Origin of the sequence: Methylomicrobium lacus LW14 (assembly GCF_000527095.1) — a bacterium.
In the GTDB taxonomy this organism is placed as follows: domain Bacteria; phylum Pseudomonadota; class Gammaproteobacteria; order Methylococcales; family Methylomonadaceae; genus Methylomicrobium; species Methylomicrobium lacus.
Map to the genome: position 1 here is coordinate 572640 of NZ_AZUN01000001.1, position 18964 is coordinate 591603.

Sequence of the window (18964 nt, forward strand, 5' to 3'; positions counted from 1 at the left end):
CTTAGCCTCCGCAGCCGCCGATCGTGACTTTGACCAGTTGCCTGGCGCTGTACAAACCGCTGCCGGTTTCCGCGACCACGATCACGTCGGAGGTTTCGGCCATTTTGATGCGCGCCGAAACGAAAGCATCGAGTTCGGGCGAAAGCTCGAAACGCGCGGCCAGCGGCACCGGATTTTTCGCGACGAAGATCGAGATCGCGCGGACATCGCCGAGCCGGCTGCTGACCGTCAGCGGCACGACCGCGCCGTTTTCGGCGATCGTCGGTATCTTCAGCTCGATGTCTTTGCTGTCGGCGATTTTTTGCCCCTTGTACAAACGTGTTATCGAGTCATCCAGTTTGCCCGGCGTGAAGTTTTCGGCCTGCCATTGGGCCATCGCCTTCAGCGGCATTAGCCAGCCCAGGGTTGAAGCAATTGAATAGGCGCTGACACTCAGCGTTTTCTTGATGAAGGCTCGGCGGGTTTCGGTCATGGCAGACTCCATAAATAGTCGACAACCTGGTCGATTTCGTCAGGGCTCAGGATGTTGTTCTTGCCGAACGGCGGCATGCTGGTTTCGGGATTGAAGCGGGTTGCATCGAAGATCTGCTCGCGAAGTTGTGGCTTGTCCTTGAAGCGGGTCTTGAGTGCGGCCAAAGGCGGGCCGATATTGCCGGGCGATTCGCCGTCGTCGATCGCATGGCAGGCCAGGCAGTTGCCTTTGTTGCGGTCGAAAGCCAGTTTTTTGCCGGCGTTGATGCGTGCTTCGGAGATTTCCGTAGCCGCGGCGCAGGCGGCCAGTAATCCAAGCAAAACCGGCAAAAAAAGCTTCATCGGCGGTCGAACAGGCGTTGATAGGCCCGGGCCGAGGCTTCCGGTTCGCGGTCGAAAATACCGCCGATCACGGCCAGTAAATCAGCCCCGGCGGCGAGCAATTCGGCGCCGTTTTCCGGCAATATGCCGCCAATCGCGACGATCGGAATCGAAAGCGTCTGTTTGGCCTGCCGAAGCGTCTCGAGTTGGGCGGGGGCGGCCAAGGGTTTCGAGTTCGATGGGAAAAAACGCCCGAAGGCCGCATAGGTCGCGCCGTGCGCCTGAGCTTCTTGGGCCCGTTCGAGCGAGTTGTAGCAGGAGATGCCGATGATCGCGGCCGCGCCGAGCTTCTCTCTGGCCTCGCGGATATGGCCGTCGTCCTTGCCGAGATGCACGCCGTCGGCGCCGGCCTCTATGGACAGGTCGAGATCGTCATTGACCAGCAGCGGGACTCGATGGCGGTGGCAGACCTTGACCAGTTCGCGGGCCAGAGCCAGCGCATCGGCGGGATTTTTGTCGCGGTATTGCACGACCGCGGCACCGCCCCGGATCGCGGCTTCGACTTCCGCGATCACCGTATCCGGCGCTTTATGATCGGTTTGGGTGATCGCGTACAGTCCGCGTGTTGGGAATTTCATACGCCGGCCTCCATCCAGAACAGGCGGTCCGGATTGTGCTGGCCCTTGCCGGCCAGATAGCCATTATGCAGCGCGTTCCAGGTATATTCCTGCGCTTCGGCAACCGCCTGCACCGGCGTCAGGCCCTGCGCCAGAAGGCCTGCGATGCTGGCCGCCAGCGTGCAGCCGGAGCCGTGGTAGCTTGCGGGCAGACGGTCCCAGTGGTAGGTTTCCAGACAGCGCCGGTCATGATAGAGCCGGTTACTGACCGTCGGCGTGGTTTCGTGCGCGCCGGTGATCAGCACATAGCGGCAGCCCTTGTCGAGCAGGGCCAGGCCGCACCGGTCCAGATCGTCGAGCCCGGCCAGCTTGCGGGCTTCCTGGCTGTTCGGCGTCAAGACGGTCGTGCGGGGCAGCAAGAGATCGACGATCGTAGCGAGCAATTGCCTGTCCGACATCGCCGCGCCGCCGCCGGCCGCGAGCACCGGATCGAGCACGACCGGAATCTGCGGGTGCTCCAGCAGTATCGCATGAATCGCCGCGGCGGTTTCATGATGGCCGATCAGGCCGATCTTGAAGGCCTTGACGTCCAGGTCCGCCAGCACCGTGTTCGCCTGGCTGATGATGTCTTCGGGACGCTGCGGCAGCAGTTTTTTGACATTGCGGGTGTCCTGCTCGGTCAGCGCGGTGATCACGCTGGCGGCATGGCAGCGGTGGCTGACCAGGGTTTCGATATCGGCCTGCACGCCGGCCCCGCCGCTCGGGTCATGGCCGGAAAAGCAGAGGACGACGGGGCGGGTGATCGGCATGATGATGGATTGAAGGCTAAAACGGAATGGCCTATTTTAACCCGAAAAATCTTATCAAGTGAGGATTCGTGGTATTCCGTCGCCTCGATACCGTGGCGCGTAATAGCGGATTCGAAAGATTTGTTCCCTCGATTTCTTACTGAACTTACCGACTCCGTCTTCTTTTTTGATCGATAACGCGTCAAGTCCCGTAAGGTAGGTAGAGCGCAGAGAAACCCATCATACCCCAGTATGATGGGTTTCGGCGTCCATGCCTCTACCCATCCTACGGCCCTTCGTCTGGAATAGAACGGCGACATCGCCAGGATTGCCTTGAATTGAGATGGTTTCTCCCGTTTTTGGGTTCGTGGTTTCTACGCCACCATCAGCAAGCTTGACGCCATCTTGCTTTCTGACTACCTCGAACCACTCATCAAGGGTTATGCCCTGTGGGTTTCGTTCAATGTGAAGTGTGTATGCCATGGAGCTTTTTAGCGTTATTAATAAGGTGTTTATTGCGGCTTGCCGCAAGACGTCCCCTTGACGGAGGGGTTAGCGGTCGCCGGCCGGAGCAGCACTCGAGGAGAAGTTGCTAGGAGAGGCGCGTTAGCCAACACGGCGACTACTCCTTGAACCTGTTAACAAGACTGGCGCATGCGGCAGGCGCAAACTGGCTTGCCCAGGCCTGCGTTCGCTCGAATTCTGGCGCTAGCCGCTCCAACGCCTCCGTTTGCCATAGCGCGAACTGCGCTTTGAGTGGCAAGTGATCAGTTTCAGATTCGATCGCGATAAAGATGTCAAAGTCTTCGTCGCGCTCCGCGACACCCCCAATATGGTGGCGCAGCTTGGTGACTTGATAGGCGCCTTCGTTGAACGGAAGCGTTCCATCAAGCATTGCCATGGCCGCGGCAACAAGCGCTTGGCGAGCTGCGGACTCTGCGGGACTTTGTGCGGAACGGTCTTGCATGACGGCTAACGTTTGACATGAGAGGCGGCACCCGGCTTGCCGGGTGACGTCCTCTCGATGGAAGGGTTGGACGAAGCCGCTAACGCGGAGAAAGCGGGCTTAGTCGAAGCCAAAGTAGCCATAATTATGATTGTAACAGCATAAACGAATTGACTCGATTCAAGCATTAATTTGCATCTTGTTTAAACCAGGGCTTCGAGGTACACTTCATTACATGGAAATCACACACAAATGCCAAATATACAACACGTTGATTTTCTTACAAACTCATCTCAAAAAAGATATTTTCTTATTATCTTAAATACCATAGGCTGTCAAGCCTTACTTTTAGGTCATACATTCCAGTTTTTTTACCACCGCTTAGTAGGGCCGGGCTTGTCCAACAAACGGTTCAGATTGTGGTTCGCTTCGCTCTCACAATCTAACCTTATTCGTTAGCACTTAGAGCGGTCATGCCGGTGCGCCCCCCCGAAGGATCTCGAGTCGATTGGCTGGCGCGTCGGGGGAAAGGAAGTCGGGAATTGTAGATGGCGAACGACGAGGCCGGCTTAGAAATACCGGTGGCCATTCCGCGACGCGCCGTGCCCGAACATGTGTGTAGCGCCCCGGCTCGGGTTCATCAATATATTCTTCTTGAAGTATCAACGCGAGAGGTTCAGCGGCTCCAACCATTTCTTTTGCAAATTCCTCGGCTTCCTCGAAGGTTGCAAAAGCATAGTAGTAATCGTCGCCCTCACACTCGTCAGGAGCGCCTAGTTCCGGGTGGCACCAAACACGATATTCAAGGACAGCATCCCAAACATAGCCACCACCTGCCTTGGCGAGTGCCGGGTAGGTTCCGACGAGTTCCGGATCTATTGCCTTTGGAAACTGCGACGTGCGTGCCATTGAGTGCTAACGTTATGGTAAGGGGCGTGCCGCTCACTGAGCTTAAGCGAAGCCACCGACCCTTGAAAAAAATAAAACTCCAAAACCGCCAATGGGCGGCGCGTCCCTTTGACCGCCGGGTTAGACCGATTGTAAAACAGAGCCTGGGCGAAGCCAAGGAAAAAAACGAGGGCCTACGCGGGCAGAAAGTCCTTGCCGCCCGGAAGGACTCCCCGGCTTGCGTCGCGCCGCGTTAAAGCCAAGGCCCTAAAAGCCTTTGGGGCGTCTCGGACACCGCCAAAGCCTTGCCGGGCGAGCGTGACGCAAACGGATCAGGCCGAACGGATAAGCCCCGCCGTGGAAAACGGGACGGCCTTTCCGTGCCAGGAAGGAGCGCCCCAAGCCTTTTGATTTTGCCGCAGTCTAACGCAGAGCTAAGGGGCGGGCGCGATAGCGACCGTCCCTCTTGAGCGCCGGGTTGGACGAAGCCGCTACGCGGAGAAACAGCCCCATCGCCCGATTGTTTATAAAATGTAGCCTCAAGCCCTCACTGCGAGGGAGCATTCCACTACGAATCATGAGGTTACGCGACAATGACATCATCATCTAAATCCACTTTCAAGCAAAATTATCAAACCCATCTTAAACACCTTAAACTCAAAGGGCTCCAGCCCAAGACGATAGAGGCTTACGCCCGTGCCATTCGCCGCGTTGGCGCGTATTTCGACGAACGCATCGAGGACCTGTCCGAAGCGCAGTTGACCGATTATTTCACTGATTTGCTGGCGTCTCACTCCTGGAGTTCAGTCAAACTCGATCTGTACGGCCTCAAGTTCTATTATACCCATGTGTTGCGCAAACCCTGGGTGGCGCCCCATCTGATCAAGCCGCCCAAGGCGCAACGCTTGCCGGATATTGTCAGCGTGGATGAAGCCCAGCGTTTATTCCTGGCAACCCACACCCTCAGTTATCGGGTCTTCTTTTTCACCCTCTATAGTCTGGGTCTGCGTCTCGGTGAAGGCTTGCGATTGCAGGTGGGCGATATCGATGTCGAACGCCAGCGCGTGCATATTCGCGATGCGAAAGGCAACAAGGATCGCCTGGTGCCCCTGCCGGCGGCAACATTGGCCTTGCTGCGTCGCTTCTGGCAGGTTCACCGCAATCCGGTACTGCTGTTTCCCAATCGTCACGGTGGCTTAAAAGGAGCGCAGCATGCGACTACGCCGCTGGATCGCGGCGGCGTACAAACGACTCTGCGCCAGGTGGCCCAAGACTGCGGCCTAAAAAAAAGATTTCCCCACACAGTCTGCGGCATAGCTACGCCACCCATCTGATCGAAGCCGGTGTCGATCTGCTGGAAGTGCAGAAAATCCTCGGCCACCACAGTATCCTCACCACCGCCCGCTATACCCATCTGACTGACGGCACGAATCAGAATGCCAACCAGGTGATCAATGCCTTGATGAATGGCTTTGCCCTGGACTGGGGGAAGGTCAAATGATCCTGCTCTCCGCTATCATTCAAACCTTCGAAACCGAATTTCTGGCGGCGTATCAGAGCCGGCTTCTGCCCAGCCAGCGCCAAGCGCTGGCCGCCATGAAGCACTGCCGCACTTCGCAAAGTCCTGTGATGCTGGCGCAATGCGCTGACTGCGATAGCCAAAGTTTCGTGCCGCATTCCTGCGGCCATCGCAACTGTCCCCACTGCCAACAACACGAAAGTCAGCAATGGCTGGAGCGGCAACTGCAAAGGCAGGTGCCCGCCGCGTATTTTCTGTTGACCTTCACGCTGCCTAAAGAGCTCAGAGCGCTGGCCTGGCAGCAGCAACGCACGCTGTATGACCTGATGATTCGTTGTAGCTGGGAGACGGTCAAAACCTTTGCGCAAAACGACCGACAACTTCAGGGAAAAGCCGGCGCCATCACGGTGCTGCACACCCATTCCCGCCGCCTCGATTATCACCCGCATGTGCATCTGGTGATGCCGGCGGCGGCCATCGATGCGGACAAACGCCTGTGGCGCACCAAGCGCGGCAGCAAGAACCCAACCGGCTACCTGTTCAATCACAAGGCGCTCGCCAAAGTCTTTCGCGCCAAACTGCTCGAGGCGATGACACAAGAAGAACTGGCACTTCCGGGCCGTTACCCCGAAAAATGGGTCGTCGACGTCAAGTCGGTCGGCCGCGGCGACAAGGCGCTGGTTTATCTTGGGCGTTATCTTTATAAAGGCGTCATCCAGGAAAAGGACATTGTCGCCTGCCGGGACGGTCAGGTGACTTTTCGTTATCAGGACAGCAAAACCCGACAGATGCGCACCCGAACGCTGCCCGGCGCCCAATTCCTATGGCTGATCCTCCGTCATGTCTTGCCCAAGGGCTTCCGGCGCGCGCGCAATTTCGGCTTTTTGCACCCCAACAGCAAACGGCTGATTCAACTGCTGCAAGTCCTGCTCGGCGTGAATCCGAACCGGGCGCTGGCCTGGCTGAGAAAACGGCCACCTCTCAAGTGCCGGTGCTGCGGCGGTGACATGCGCATTATCAAAACACAAATGCCGCCGTCCTCCCTAAGGCTGGCAGTGCCAACAACAGGATAACGCAACCGGAAAGGAACAGATTATGTAAACCCATCAGTCATTCCGGCCCAGCCTGAATCGGCACTTTTGCGCCGAGGGTTATGCTCGGTCCAAATCCGGAGCATAATGCGTCGAAAATTGCCCATTTCCGGATTGTGGTGCCGTCCTGCCGATCCGTCCGGCTTGTTTTTGAACCTTACGCGTCAGACAAGCCATCGCCTCCCACAAACGCCAAAAAGATATTTTCTTATATTAAAGTCAGATCCGTGATTACCGGGCTTGTCCAACAACCGGTTCAGATTGTGGTTCGCTTCGCTCACACAATCTAACCTTATCCGTTAGGTGTGCCGTGCATATACGCTAGCCCGTTGTTCTGCCTCGCCCGTTACACCAACCACATTGCAAAGCGCAGGCTGACCGATCTTATAGATGATGTAGCCAACATGCTGTAATTGGCTGCGCTTGACACAGGTAAGTTCAACCCGATGCGAAGATAACCATTCGCTGGTAGCACCAGCAGTACCAACCGCCAAGAGAAAGTTTGCCCAGCGATCCTTAGTAAGGTGCGGGTGGAACTCTAAGATGAACGAGGATGGTTCCATAAATGCCTAACGCTTCAGGTAACAGGCGCGAGCGCGTTAGCGCGAAGCGTCCTTGTTGACCTGATCGTTAGCAATTTGATTGTGGTTGTGTCTCAGAGTATTCCTCGATAATTTGTAATCTGCCAATCTCATTAGGTGCCACAACCATATAATACCCTGTGTCTGTGTAACACTTACGATTGGAATATCGGTTCGCTTTGATTTTATAGCCATTTCCGTAATTTGAAATAGTTACATCAGAGAAAACACTTTTGTCATTCTGCGCTTTTGCTAAAGGCATGGCCTGGATGAGTAATTGTTTCCACTGCACTCCACTAAGCTCCATAGCCCGTTCAAGGCCGTGTGGATACTTTCTGTATGTATGGACTTTTGCATTATCAGCATATAGGGCAGCCACCGACAATTCAAAACTGTCGCTAAGTTGGACGTATTTGTCGAAGAACTCTTTCACCGATTCATCGGCTTGAGCGATTTGAGACAATAGTATTGTGAAAATCGCAATAGCTGTTATTACGTATTTCATGTGTTCTTCCAGTAATTGCTAACGCCCAGGTTAAGCCGCGGACCCGCCGAAGGCGGGGCCGTCGGCTTGAACCGATTGTTGGGCGGCATCGTTCAAGATGGCCTCGAACGCCACTCTAGCGCTTACTAACAAGCTTGGATCGAAACTGAAAGTGAACTCGCCGACCTGCTTTCGATGCGAGAGGCGTCCCTTGAGAGCCATGTGCCCTAAACCATCTGTGGCCCAGATACGCAACTCAAACTCTCTTGGCGTCATCGACTCCATGGCCGCCTCCCCTTTGCGTGACACTTCGAGTGCGCGCAACTGCTTTACGAACGACTGAAGTGTTAGTAAGTCTACCCAGGTGGGACCAGAACCAGAAAACCCCTCCACTCTAAACTCAATTGCGAATGAGGCATCTCCCTGCGTAGGTAGGTTTGCGGGCACCCGCTCTATGACCTCAATGCTAAGAAAGTTGTCTGCCTCACGAATCTGCATGTAAGCCCCTTTGTGACGCCCAACGTTTGACATGAGGGGCGGCCGCAAGTGGGCGAAGCCCGCTTGTGGACGTCCCCTCGATGGAAGGGTTAGGCGGCTCCTGGAACTGCGCGGCGATCCTGTAGCCACCAAATGGCGATGGCGAAGATAGCGTATGCGATGAGCGCCGTCGATGCCGCGGCGCGGTCGGATGCCGGCGGTGGACCGAAGAAGAAATAGCCTTGTATTGCGAGCATTAGGACTCCAAACGCGAGTGTCCCGAGAGAACGAGCCAGACGCCCTTGCAGGCAGAGCCAGATGCCTCCGAAGAGCAAGGCGGCCTCCAAGCCAAACGCGAGCGCAGGAGCGTTCCAAAGTCCCAAGCCGACCTTAGCGGAATTGTCGTACATGGGGAGGTCGGGCCGATGGACCACGAAGTCCAGAATCCAGTGGGAGAACACAGCGAACCCGACCACGGCGCTCGCCTGTTGGCGTGCGGGACGCGCAAGGAACTGATAGGTGAAACCACCCACACAGGACCAAACGAGCGCGGCCACCAGACTATGCGTGTAAGGCATGTAGTACAGATCGAGCGGGTTGGACGCCGTGATACCTGGCACGATACGGACCTTCTCGATTCCCAAAAGTACGCACGGCGCCCAGAGAATATCCAGAAGCTGGACAGCGAGAAAGAGCACCCACAGCGGGACGGTAGGAGCAACCCTCTTGGTAGCGAAACTCACGCCATAGTGGCCGACAAACATGAGGGCAATCCTCTCGTGGTGCGGGTCTCAAGACGCCTAACTACAATTAGACATCCTAAATGACGCAAAATATTGCGTCATAAGGTTGCCTAAATATTTGTAAAGTCATAAATCTTATTTATATTCATTGAAGTGTGTGAAATTATCACATCCTAAATAAAATGCAATCCACGTCAGCAAATTTTTCTGGTAAGCCGCCCAAGTTGCTCGATCAAGTCCGGGACAAAACTCGCCTGAAGCAACAGCATCCGCACCGAGCAAGCTGATACGGACCGGATCATGCGCTTCATTCTGAATTTCGGCAAGAAACATCCGAGCGCCGTATTGCGCCGCTGTGGGCTTTGACCATTCGGCGCATTACGCTGACGTTAATGCGCCCGATGACGATGTCAGGAGCGCTTAACGCCGGTCAGCTCTTCCGGACTGAAATCGTCGACCGTGATCGCCGCGAGTCTGGCCTGATTGGCTTTGTCGAGCAAATCGGCTTCCTGCTGCGTGATCACGCCTTTGGTTAAGGCTTCGGTGACCGCATTCGACGGATCGCCTTTGGCGAGCCGTTTTTGTTTTTGCGCCTTCTTGATTTTCGCTTCGACCGGCGCTGCGGCGAGCACCGCTTTGAAGGCGACTTCGATCCGTCCGGTCGCATCGTCCGGTTTATCGTTGATATAGATACCGTACGTCAGGCGGTCGCGAACCGGGCTATCGGTCAGCAGCAGCGAGGCGCATTGGTGAATCAGATCGTCGTCGGGGGGATTGCAGGGCTTGCCGAGCGGGAAGGCGATCGCACTCAAAAACGCCGCCAAAGGTCGCATGGGTCGTCTCGAGAAGAGCGCGCGCAAAATCAAAATGCCTTGCGGCATCGGTAGTTTTCTGAGGATAGCCAGTAAGGATTGCTGTGACTGGAACAGGGTCTGCTGGCAGGCCCAGTGTAACAAAGGCAGATCTTCTGCGCGGCTGCCCTGATCTTGATAGTGTTTCAGCACGCACGAACACAGATACAGATTGCTCAGGGCATCGGCGAAATGTCCGGAGATCCTTTCCTTGCGCTTCAGCGCGCCACCCAATGTCAGCAATGCAACATCGGCAAGCACGGCAAAGCTGGCGCTGAGCCGCGCAATCTGACGAAAATAGGGGCGGGTATAATCGTCTCCGGGCACTTTAATGAAGCGTGCATTGGTCAGTCGCATCCAATAACTGGAGGCATAGTTGCGCATGAAAAAGCCGATGTGTTCGAAGAAAACCTGGTCGAATTGCCTCAGCGCCAGTCCGGCATCGCCCTGGCTCAACGCGGCCATTTCCTTCTGGATATAGGGGTGGCAACGGATCGCGCCCTGGCCGAAGATCATCATTGTGCGGGTCAGGATGTTCGCGCCCTCGACCGTAATGCTGACCGGTATCACCTGGTACAGGCGCCCGAGATAGTTTCGGGGACCCATGCAGATGCCGGAGCCGCCCTGAATGTCCATGCCGTCGTTGATCACCTTGCGCATCCTTTCGGTCAGTTCGTATTTCAGGATCGCCGAGATCACCGAGGGTTTTTCGCCCTGATCCAGCGCGGCGCAGGTGACCTTGCGCGCGGCGTCGAGGATATAAGTCTGGCCGGCCATGTGCGCGAGCGGTTCCTCGATGCCTTCGAATTCGCCGATCGGCACGTTGAACTGCTTGCGGATACGCGCATAGGCGCCGGTATTGCGGCTGGTGAATTTGGCGCCGCCGACGCTGAGCGCGGGTAGCGAAATCGCGCGGCCGGTCGCGAGGCATTGCACCAGCATCTTCCAGCCGTTGCCGACCTGATCGACGCCGCCGATGATCCAGTCCATCGGGATGAACACATCCTTGCCCCAGTTCGGGCCGTTCTGGAACGCCGAATCCAGCGGAAAATGGCGCCGGCCGATCGAGACGCCGGGGGTGTCGGTCGGAATCAGCGCGACCGTGATGCCGATAGCTTCCTTATCGCCGAGCAGGTGATCGGGATCGTAAAGCTTGAAGGCGAGGCCGAGCACGGTCGCGACAGGACCGAGCGTGATATAGCGCTTTTCCCAGTTCAGGCGCATGCCGAGCGTCTTTTTGCCTTCGAAATCGCCGTAGCAGACCACGCCGGTATCGGGCATCGCGCCCGCATCGCTGCCCGCGTGCGGGCCTGTCAATGCGAAAGCCGGGATTTCCTCACCCTTGGCCAGACGCGGCAGATAATGATTTTTTTGCGCCTCGGTGCCGTAGGCGAGCAGCAGCTTGGCAGGTCCCAGCGAGTTCGGCACCATCACGGTCACCGCGGCGGTCGAACTGCGGCTCGATAGCTTCATCACGATTTCCGAGTGCGCCATTTCGGAAAATTCGAGGCCGCCGTATTGCTTCGGGATGATGATGCCGCAAAATTTTTGCTGTTTGATATAGTCCCAGACTTCCTTCGGCAAATCCATCCGGTTGCGGGTGATGTCCCAGTCGTTCAGCATCGCGCAGAGCGTTTCGACCGGGCCGTCGATGAAGGCCTGTTCCTCGGCGGAGAGCTTCGCGGGGGGCAGATCCAGCAGCACCTTCCAGTTAGGTTTACCGGAGAACAGCTCCGCATCCCACCAGACCGTGCCGGCTTCGAGCGCTTCCCTTTCGGTCTGCGACATCGGCGGCAGCGCGCTCTTCATCAGCTTGAACATCGGCCGGCTGATCAGCTTCAGGCGGAGGCCTTCGATGTTCAACGGCATGAAGATGAGCAGGAATGCGGCCCAGAGGCCCTGACTGAAAGGCGTCAGACCGTGGGTCAAGATATAAGCGGCGAGCCAGAGGCCGATCAAAAAAGTCGTGAGCCGCAGCGAAGCTCTGCGGTAGCTGGCCGCCAAAACGATCACGATGAATGCGATAAACCAGAGCATGATGATTTTCCTAACAGTTGAATGGAGCGCCCATGCCTCATTTTCATGATTATTGCCATGCGAGTCAAAGAGCCGGCTGTGGGAGCGACGCCCACGTCGCGAATCGAGGCTTTTTAATCGCGACGTAGGCGTCGCTCCCACGAGGGGCCTACATTACGCGAAATCGGCTAATTCCTCAGCGGTTTGCCTGTTTTCAGCATGTGGTCTAGCCTTGCCAGCGTGCCCGGCTGTTTGACCAGTTCGACGAAGGCTTCGCATTCGAGCGCGAGGACGGCCTCTTCGGTCAGAGGCTGGGTGATGTCCGTATCGCCGCCGCTCAGCACCCTAGCCAATTGGCCGAGCACCACGAGATCGTAGTCGGTGGCTTTGCCGAGCACATGGTAGGCTTTCACGCCCATGTTCAGCATCACCCGGGCGGTTTTGCCGGGCAACGGATACACGGCCGGCTGCGGCGCGGCATAGTTCTCGGCCAGCGCCAATGCCTTCGCTTTCGCATCGGAGAGCAGGCGCAGTTTGTTCATCGTGATGCCGTCGTTCCTGCCCAAGTAGAGCAATTCCTTCGCCTCGACCGCTGATTTCGACACGGTCGCGAGGCTGATCGTCTGGAACGCCTTCACGACCGGAGGAATCGGGCCGCCCGGCCTTTTCGGCAAGGTCAGCCAGCGGCGGAGATATTCCTTGCAGCCGCCCCAGCCCGGAATCAGGCCGACGCCGACTTCGACCAGACCCATGTAAAGCTCGGCATGGGCCTGGATCGCATCGCAGTGCAGCAGGATTTCGCAGCCGCCGCCGAGCGCGAGGCCGCTAGGCGCTGCAACGACCGGAAACGGCGCATATTTCAAGGCCTGATAAGTCTGCTGGCCGGTGGTGATCAACTGGGCGACGCCGGCCCAGTCTTGGTGAGCGATCGCGTGCATCAACAGACCGAGATTCGCGCCGGCCGAGAAATTTTCGCCTTCGTTGTGGATTACCAGCGCCTTGAACCCGCCTTGCACCTTGTCGATGCTCTGCCGGATCAGTTCCATGATCTCCATGTCGAGCGTATTCATCTTGCTGTGGAATTCGAGGCAGGCGACGCCGTTGCCCGCATCCCAGAGGCTGGCCGAACGGTTCTGCAGCACCGGCGCGCCGCGCAGTTTGACGTCGGAAAGCAATTCGACGCCGGCGGCTCGGGTAATCGGACGATAGGTTCCGTCAAAACCGCTGCAATGCAGTTTGCCGGCCTCGGCTTTGTAGAGCGGCTGTTTACTTGCCAAAAGCGCCGGCACCGGTAGGCTTTCGGCTTGTAGCTTGTCGACGAACCAGCCGGCGCCGATCTGATCGAGCAATTCGAACGGGCCGAATTTCCAGTTATAGCCGTCGCGCATCGCCGCATCGATCGCGGTGATGTCGTCGCTGATTTCGGGCGCGAGGCTCGCCGCATAACTGAGCGTTTTCGACATGACCCGCCAGGCAAAGACCGCGGCCGGGTCGGCATGAGATAAGAGCGTCTGGAAGCCTTGTTTTTGCGCTTCGACCAGCGCACTCAAGTCAGGCCTTACGGAAGGTGCATACTCTCCGGTGCGAAGATCGATCGATTCCTTGACCTTGCCTCCGTGCTGTTTGTTCAGCCGGTAGAAGCCGCCTTTGCCCTTGCGGCCGGTATAACCGTCCGCGATCATTTTTTGCACGAGCGGCGGCAGCGAACCGAGTTGATGAAAGGCATCGCTCTGCGGCAGGGCCTGGGTCATGCTGGTCAGGATGTGCGGAATCAGGTCGAGTCCGACCAGATCGAGCAGGCCGAAGATGCCGGTTTTCGGAATGCCGAAAGGCAGCGAGATCGCCGCATCGGCCTGCTCGACGGTCAAACCGAGTGCAATCGCTTCATGCAGGCCGCAAAGCGTCCAGTAGATGCCGATCCGGTTGCCGATGAAGCCGGGAGTGTCGTGGCAGGTTACGCAGTTTTTGCCGAGGCTCTGATCGGCGAAGCGGCTGACGGCTGTGAGCAGATCCGGCCGGGTATCCTTGCTTGAAACCAGTTCCAAAAGGCGCATGTAACGCGGCGGATTGAAAAAATGGCTGATCAGAAAACGCTGGCGGAAGCTTTCGGGCAGGTCCTTCACCAACAGCCGCAAGGGCAGTGTGGAGGTGTTCGAGGAGATGATGCAGTCGGGCCGACAAATCGAATCGAGTTTTTGGTACAGCGATTTTTTGATGCCAGGGTGTTCGATTACGGCCTCGATCACCCAGTCGACATCGCTCAGTTTCGCCAGATCGTCCTCGATATTGCCCGGCGTAATCAGGCGCGCATTGTCCTTGTGCATGAACGGCGCGGGGTCCGCCTTCAGCAGTTTTTCGATCGCGGTTTTCGCGATCACCGAGCGGTCTCCGGCATTTTCCGGCACGATGTCGAGCAGCATCACCTTGCAGCCGGCATTCGCGATATGGGCGGCGATGCTGGCGCCCATCACGCCAGCGCCGATCACGGCAACCTGTTGAATGTTCATTTGATCGCCTCCAGTATCGTCGCGATGCCCTGGCCGCCGCCGATGCATTGGGTCGCGAGCGCATAGCGCTTGCCTTCGCGAGACAAAAGGCTGGCCGCCTTGCCGGTAATGCGGGCGCCGGTCGCGCCGAGCGGATGGCCTAAGGCGAGCGCGCCGCCGTCAATGTTGAGCTTGTGCATCGGTATCGGCATCGCTTTCAGGACTGCCAGCGTTTGCGCGGCAAAAGCCTCGTTCAGTTCGACGATATCGATGTCGTCAAGATCGAGCCGCGCGCGTTGCAGGGCTTTGCGAGTGGCGGCAACCGGACCGATGCCCATGATTTCGGGCGCACAGCCCGACACCGCGATTGCTTTGATGCGCGCGAGTTTCGGCAGATCGTGCGCGTCGGCATACTCCTCGCTGCAAACCAGCACAGCCGCCGCGCCGTCGGTCAACGGCGATGAGGTGCCGGCGGTGACGGTGCCGGCGGCCTGAAATGCCGGCGCCAATTGCGCCAGCGATGCCGCATTCGAATCGGGGCGCAGGCAGCCATCCTGGTCGACAGGGCCCTGCGGCGTCGTGATCGGGATGATTTCATCGGCAAAAAGATTTTGCAGTTGCGCGGTATAGGTTTTTTGTTGGCTCAACAGCGCGAAGGCTTCCTGTTCTTCGCGCGAAAGATGGTATTGATTGGCCAGATTCTCGGCGGTATCGCCCATACTGATATAAGCCTCCGGATAATTCTGGTACAAAACCGGATTCGGCATGTAGTTGAAACCGCCCATCGGTATTCGCGTCATCGATTCGACGCCCGCGCAGATGAAGGCTTCGCCGGCATCCAGTTGAATCGCGCCGGCGGCGATATGGATCGCCTGCATCGACGAGCCGCAGAAACGGTTGACCGTCGCGCCCGCCACGGTGACCGGCAGTTCGGCCAGCTGCCCGATCAGCCGGGCGACATTCATGCCTTGTTCGCCCTCGGGAAACGCACAGCCCAGAAGCAGATCTTCGATGTCGTGGGGATCGATGCCGGTTTTGGCGATCAATCCCTTAATCACCTGGGCGGCAATGTCGTCGGGCCTGACTCTCGCCAGCAAGCCCTTGTTTGCCGGGGTAAATGGCGACCGGCAATAGCCGGAGATAACCACGTTTTTCATAAACCTGACTCCTGTTACATTCATGAGGTTGCTTTGCGGCCGGGCGAAAACACGGCGGCAAAAAGGGTAGGGCACAGAATGGGTTGATAGGCGCTGCGATTTTCTTCTCGACTTCCTTATTCGGATTCCGCCATCGTGTTCATTTTGTCGTTCGCTAACTCCTGTTTTGTGCTGTTCGACTGATTGCGCGGGCGTTTGTTTCATTCACGCAATGGCGGATGAATTCATCGTTAAGATGCCAGGCGCCGTCGATGTTTTCCATGATCACGCCATGGCGGTCGGACTTCAATATCTTCAACTGTTTATCCGGAGTTTTCAGTTTATTCATCAATTCCGGCGCGCTTTTCACCGAAACGACCGGGTCGTGATCGCCCTGCATCAATAAGACTGGCAGTTTGATCTTGGGCAGGAACTCGTCCATCTGTTGGATCAACAGCCTGAGTTCGTATAGACCTCTGACCGGCACATGCCGGTAATTGACGCGCGGGTGCTCGGAGATATTTTCAAAAAACGGTTTGACGCCTTCATAAGAGGAAACCCAGTCCACGAATTTGTTCGTGCCGTGCAAGAGCGGCACCAGCATGAAGGACGAATTGATGAATTTCAGCGGCACCGCGGCGGCACTGACACCGAGGATTTCCGGATGATTTTCGGCGGCGAGTTTCAGCGCGAGCGCGCCGCCGGTCGAAAAGCCGGTCACCACGATTTGCCGGCAATGCGCCTTTAGAATCTCAAAGCCCTGCCTGACCGACACGTACCAGTCTTCCCGGCTTTGATCGCGCAATGCATAAGGCGACGAGCCGTGGCCTTTCAGCCTGACGCCCATGACCGTATAGCCCTGCTGCGCGAGGTGATCGCCATAGCCTTTCATTTCGGCCGGGCCGGCGAGCAGGCCATGAATCAGCAATACGCCGATGCCGTTGTCCTCGACCGGTTGCAGAAAAAACGGCGACGGGTCTTCGGAGGCGGTTTCGTGGTCGTTGATGTCATCGTAAATCGGCTTGGTGTAGTTGTGCAGTTCCCATTTCAGATCCATCAGTTCGTCTTCGAATTGCCAGGCGGCGATGGCTTCGGGAGCGATCGTATCGCACTCGTCCAGCGCCTTGATCATCGTCTTGCTGACCGCGGCGATCGGTTCGGCTTCGTTGTGGTAAACTGCGATCAGGTTTTCGAGCCGGATCAGATCGAAATCATGCTCCTCGAGCAGTTTCGGTAAAAAGCGGTAATAATCGCGGTCTTCCTCGATCAAATCGGTAGATTTGGCGATTTCGATGAAATGTTCGAAGCTTTTGTTGGTGCCGATTTGCAGATTACTGTAATAATTCGGATTCAAAAGGCTCCGGTGCAGATGAATCGACGTATTTTTCTGTAACGTTTTTACGCCGATATAGAGCGCGTTATAAAAAAACTGCCGCTCGAGCGACCGCATGCCGTTTTCGATGCAATGCATGATCAATGTCGAGGCCAGATGGCTCAGATTGATCGTGACGTTCTCGTAGATCTCCTCCATGTACTGATTGCGCGTTTCATTCGCGCTCTTTTTCAAATACGCCCCGAGCAATTGGTGTTTCCAGTTTTTCGGCCTGCTCGGCATCGCAAAAATATCGTCGAGCGAATCCAGTTCGGGCGCGACTTTTTTTTGCAACAAGCGGGTGCGCCAGTTCCAGGCATCCAGCGGATTGACCGATTCGCCCATCCGGATATCCATGTCGGTATTGCGGAAGATAATATTGCCTTCGACCAAAAGCTCTTCGGTCTGGCGCATCGACAGGCCGTTCGAAAATAATTCGACACTGGTCAGTAACAGGTTTTCGGAAGAGCGGATCGGGTAAAAAGTGATATTGGCAGGGACGATCAGCGTCGGCTTCAGCGCGGAGGTCAAAAGCTGATCGAGGCTGTCGAGTTTCAGTTCTTCCTTCCAGCGCAGCAGCTGCGCGTGATTCTTGTTTTGGTAGGCGGTGCGCACCATGTCCTTGAAAATCTCCACGCCCTGCGCCAATACCGCGGCGCCGGTGTGATGCTTGCGGCGTTCGCCGGTTATTCTGGAATACACGCTGTAATGGCCCTTCACGTCCATTACCCGGTGGTCCTTGACCATGCCGCCTTCCGGAAAGATGATCACCTTGCGCCCGCGCAGAATCTGTGCGGCCAGCAATTGAAACAGACGCGGGTGGTTATGAGGAAACACGCCGACATTGCCCAGATAGCGGGCCAATACATTGTCTTCCTTGAAAAATTCACCGGAGGCGATCGCGCAGCAATAAGCGCCGGACTGTTCGAAGATCAAAAATTGCGGGATGAAGGTTTCGAAACGCGAAAAATGATTGAACAGGAAGATGTCGCCCTTTTCGACCTGTTCATCCGCGTGCAGCTTCATTTTGACGCTGAGCAATTTACGTACTTGATTGAAAATCTTGACCGACCGGTAGTAAAGTCCGGTGTCGATGTCGTTCCAATTTTCGGGGTAGGACGGTTTGCTCATGGCTTTGCACCTTGTTATTCCGGCGGCGACAATTCCAGTAATCGCCGCGATTGGTTCACGACCGGCGCGGGGCCCGAATTATCGTTTTGGCGGCCCAAGTCGTTGCCGCCCTGCGTAACCGGCGGCAATCCTGTGTCAGTGCTGCTGGCGGGGATGGGGGATTGCGGGGCGCTGACCGGATTACCTGTACTTTCGGTATTGCCGGTGAGGAGTTCGTCTATATCGACCTCGTCGTCTTTCTGTTCCGGCGGGTTGCCGTCATAAACCAGATATTCGCGGTTTTGCTGGTAGGCATTTTTGATGAAATCGTAACGGTCGACCGAGGCTTCATCGACAATTTTTTCGGAAGTCAGCAAATCGGCGCGGGTATCGGTGACCTCAATCGCTTTCGCCCCGGTAATCGCCGCACCGACCGCTGCGCTGCTGCCGAACGAGATATAAGTCAGCGGATTCAGCAAGGCATCGCCGAGCAGGCCGAACGCATCGCGCGGCGAGCTCGGCCCCAACAGCGGCAATACCATATAATTGCCGGCAGGCACGCCCCAAAAACCCAGGGTCTGGCCAAAGTCTTCATTGTGTTTGGGCAGGTCAAGCCTGGATGCGACATCGAAAAAACCGCCGACGCCGGCGGTCGTATTGATCAGGAATCGGCTGAGGTCCATGCCGCTTTGCAGCATTTTGAGCTGAAACAAATCATTCAGCGTGACGCCGATATCGGTGATGTTGCCGAAAAAGTTGGTGATCCCTTGATCGACCGGTTCCGGCACATATTTTTGATAACCCTTCGCGACCGGTTTGATCACCGCTTTGTCCAGACCGTCGTTAAAGCCATGAACACTCCGGTTCCAGCCTTCCCACTCATCCTTGGGTTGGGTCGGTTCGGAGGCGCAGCCGCTCAGCAAGCCGCCAATGACTAGATTGCCGAGCAGCACGGAATTCAACATGAATTTGTTTTGAAACATAAATTCTCTATATTGTGCTTATTATTTTTGATGGGTGCATTTTAACTCAGTATAGCGCTTTAGCGGCAATCGAATACGCGTATT

General features: G+C 56.6%; 16 protein-coding genes and 1 pseudogene. 2 read left to right on the forward strand and 15 right to left on the reverse strand.

Annotated features, from left to right (window positions below; translation table 11 throughout):
• Position 1 precedes the first annotated feature (1 nt).
• The 6 genes from soxY to METLA_RS0102540 all read right to left on the reverse strand — a co-directional run bounded on the left by soxY (position 2) and on the right by METLA_RS0102540 (position 4052).
• Entirely contained in the window at positions 2-472 is a 471-nt protein-coding gene (soxY, locus tag METLA_RS0102505) for a thiosulfate oxidation carrier protein SoxY (RefSeq protein ID WP_024297054.1), read from the reverse strand.
• Entirely contained in the window at positions 469-813 is a 345-nt protein-coding gene (gene soxX / locus METLA_RS0102510) for a sulfur oxidation c-type cytochrome SoxX (protein ID WP_024297055.1), read from the reverse strand. Before soxX ends, soxY begins: the two co-directional genes overlap by 4 nt.
• Positions 810-1430 (reverse strand): thiamine phosphate synthase, encoded by a 621-nt coding sequence (gene thiE, locus METLA_RS0102515; protein WP_024297056.1) that lies wholly within the window; start codon positions 1428-1430, stop codon positions 810-812. The genes soxX and thiE overlap by 4 nt, the downstream gene beginning before the upstream one ends.
• Positions 1427-2218, reverse strand: coding sequence for a bifunctional hydroxymethylpyrimidine kinase/phosphomethylpyrimidine kinase (thiD, locus tag METLA_RS0102520; RefSeq protein WP_024297057.1), 792 nt, complete (start codon positions 2216-2218; stop codon positions 1427-1429). The genes thiE and thiD overlap by 4 nt, the downstream gene beginning before the upstream one ends.
• Before the next feature lie 601 nt (positions 2219-2819).
• The gene (locus METLA_RS0102530; protein WP_024297059.1) at positions 2820-3164 is read right to left on the reverse strand and encodes a DUF2489 domain-containing protein; all 345 of its coding nucleotides are present in this window, start codon (positions 3162-3164) and stop codon (positions 2820-2822) included.
• A gap of 450 nt (positions 3165-3614) precedes the next feature.
• Positions 3615-4052, reverse strand: a complete 438-nt coding sequence (locus tag METLA_RS0102540; protein WP_024297060.1) for a hypothetical protein — start codon at positions 4050-4052, stop codon at positions 3615-3617.
• A gap of 572 nt (positions 4053-4624) precedes the next feature.
• On the opposite strand from METLA_RS0102540, the pseudogene METLA_RS0102550 reads away from it, so the two are divergent.
• Together METLA_RS0102550 and METLA_RS0102560 are read left to right on the forward strand one after the other, a co-directional pair.
• Positions 4625-5532: pseudogene (locus METLA_RS0102550) on the forward strand (tyrosine-type recombinase/integrase).
• Positions 5529-6623 carry an IS91 family transposase gene (locus METLA_RS0102560; protein ID WP_024296696.1) on the forward strand — a complete coding sequence of 365 codons (1095 nt, stop codon included), beginning with the start codon at positions 5529-5531 and terminating at the stop codon, positions 6621-6623. The pseudogene METLA_RS0102550 and the gene METLA_RS0102560 overlap by 4 nt, the downstream one beginning before the upstream one ends.
• A 648-nt stretch (positions 6624-7271) precedes the next feature.
• Here the strand turns inward: METLA_RS0102560 and METLA_RS0102565 are convergent.
• The 9 genes from METLA_RS0102565 to METLA_RS0102600 all read right to left on the reverse strand — a co-directional run bounded on the left by METLA_RS0102565 (position 7272) and on the right by METLA_RS0102600 (position 18880).
• Positions 7272-7727 carry a hypothetical protein gene (locus METLA_RS0102565; protein WP_024297063.1) on the reverse strand — a complete coding sequence of 152 codons (456 nt, stop codon included), beginning with the start codon at positions 7725-7727 and terminating at the stop codon, positions 7272-7274.
• A 30-nt stretch (positions 7728-7757) separates the two neighbouring features.
• On the reverse strand, positions 7758-8204 hold the full coding sequence (locus METLA_RS0102570; protein WP_152539354.1) for a WapI family immunity protein: 447 nt from the start codon (positions 8202-8204) through the stop codon (positions 7758-7760).
• A gap of 89 nt (positions 8205-8293) precedes the next feature.
• Complete coding sequence (locus METLA_RS0102575) at positions 8294-8947, reverse strand: hypothetical protein (RefSeq protein ID WP_024297065.1); 654 nt, start codon at positions 8945-8947, stop codon at positions 8294-8296.
• Positions 8948-9061: 114 nt separating this feature from the next.
• Positions 9062-9259 carry a hypothetical protein gene (locus METLA_RS22860; RefSeq protein WP_161635376.1) on the reverse strand — a complete coding sequence of 66 codons (198 nt, stop codon included), beginning with the start codon at positions 9257-9259 and terminating at the stop codon, positions 9062-9064.
• A 77-nt stretch (positions 9260-9336) separates the two neighbouring features.
• Complete coding sequence (locus tag METLA_RS0102580) at positions 9337-11814, reverse strand: acyl-CoA dehydrogenase (RefSeq protein WP_024297066.1); 2478 nt, start codon at positions 11812-11814, stop codon at positions 9337-9339.
• 167 nt (positions 11815-11981) lie between these two features.
• The gene (locus tag METLA_RS0102585; RefSeq protein WP_024297067.1) at positions 11982-14300 is read right to left on the reverse strand and encodes a 3-hydroxyacyl-CoA dehydrogenase/enoyl-CoA hydratase family protein; all 2319 of its coding nucleotides are present in this window, start codon (positions 14298-14300) and stop codon (positions 11982-11984) included.
• Complete coding sequence (locus tag METLA_RS0102590; RefSeq protein WP_024297068.1) at positions 14297-15436, reverse strand: thiolase family protein; 1140 nt, start codon at positions 15434-15436, stop codon at positions 14297-14299. Before METLA_RS0102590 ends, METLA_RS0102585 begins: the two co-directional genes overlap by 4 nt.
• 154 nt (positions 15437-15590) lie before the next feature.
• Entirely contained in the window at positions 15591-17918 is a 2328-nt protein-coding gene (locus tag METLA_RS0102595) for an alpha/beta fold hydrolase (protein WP_024297069.1), read from the reverse strand.
• Between the two features lie 14 nt (positions 17919-17932).
• Complete coding sequence (locus METLA_RS0102600) at positions 17933-18880, reverse strand: MlaA family lipoprotein (RefSeq protein WP_024297070.1); 948 nt, start codon at positions 18878-18880, stop codon at positions 17933-17935.
• Between the last annotated feature and the right edge of the window lie 84 nt (positions 18881-18964).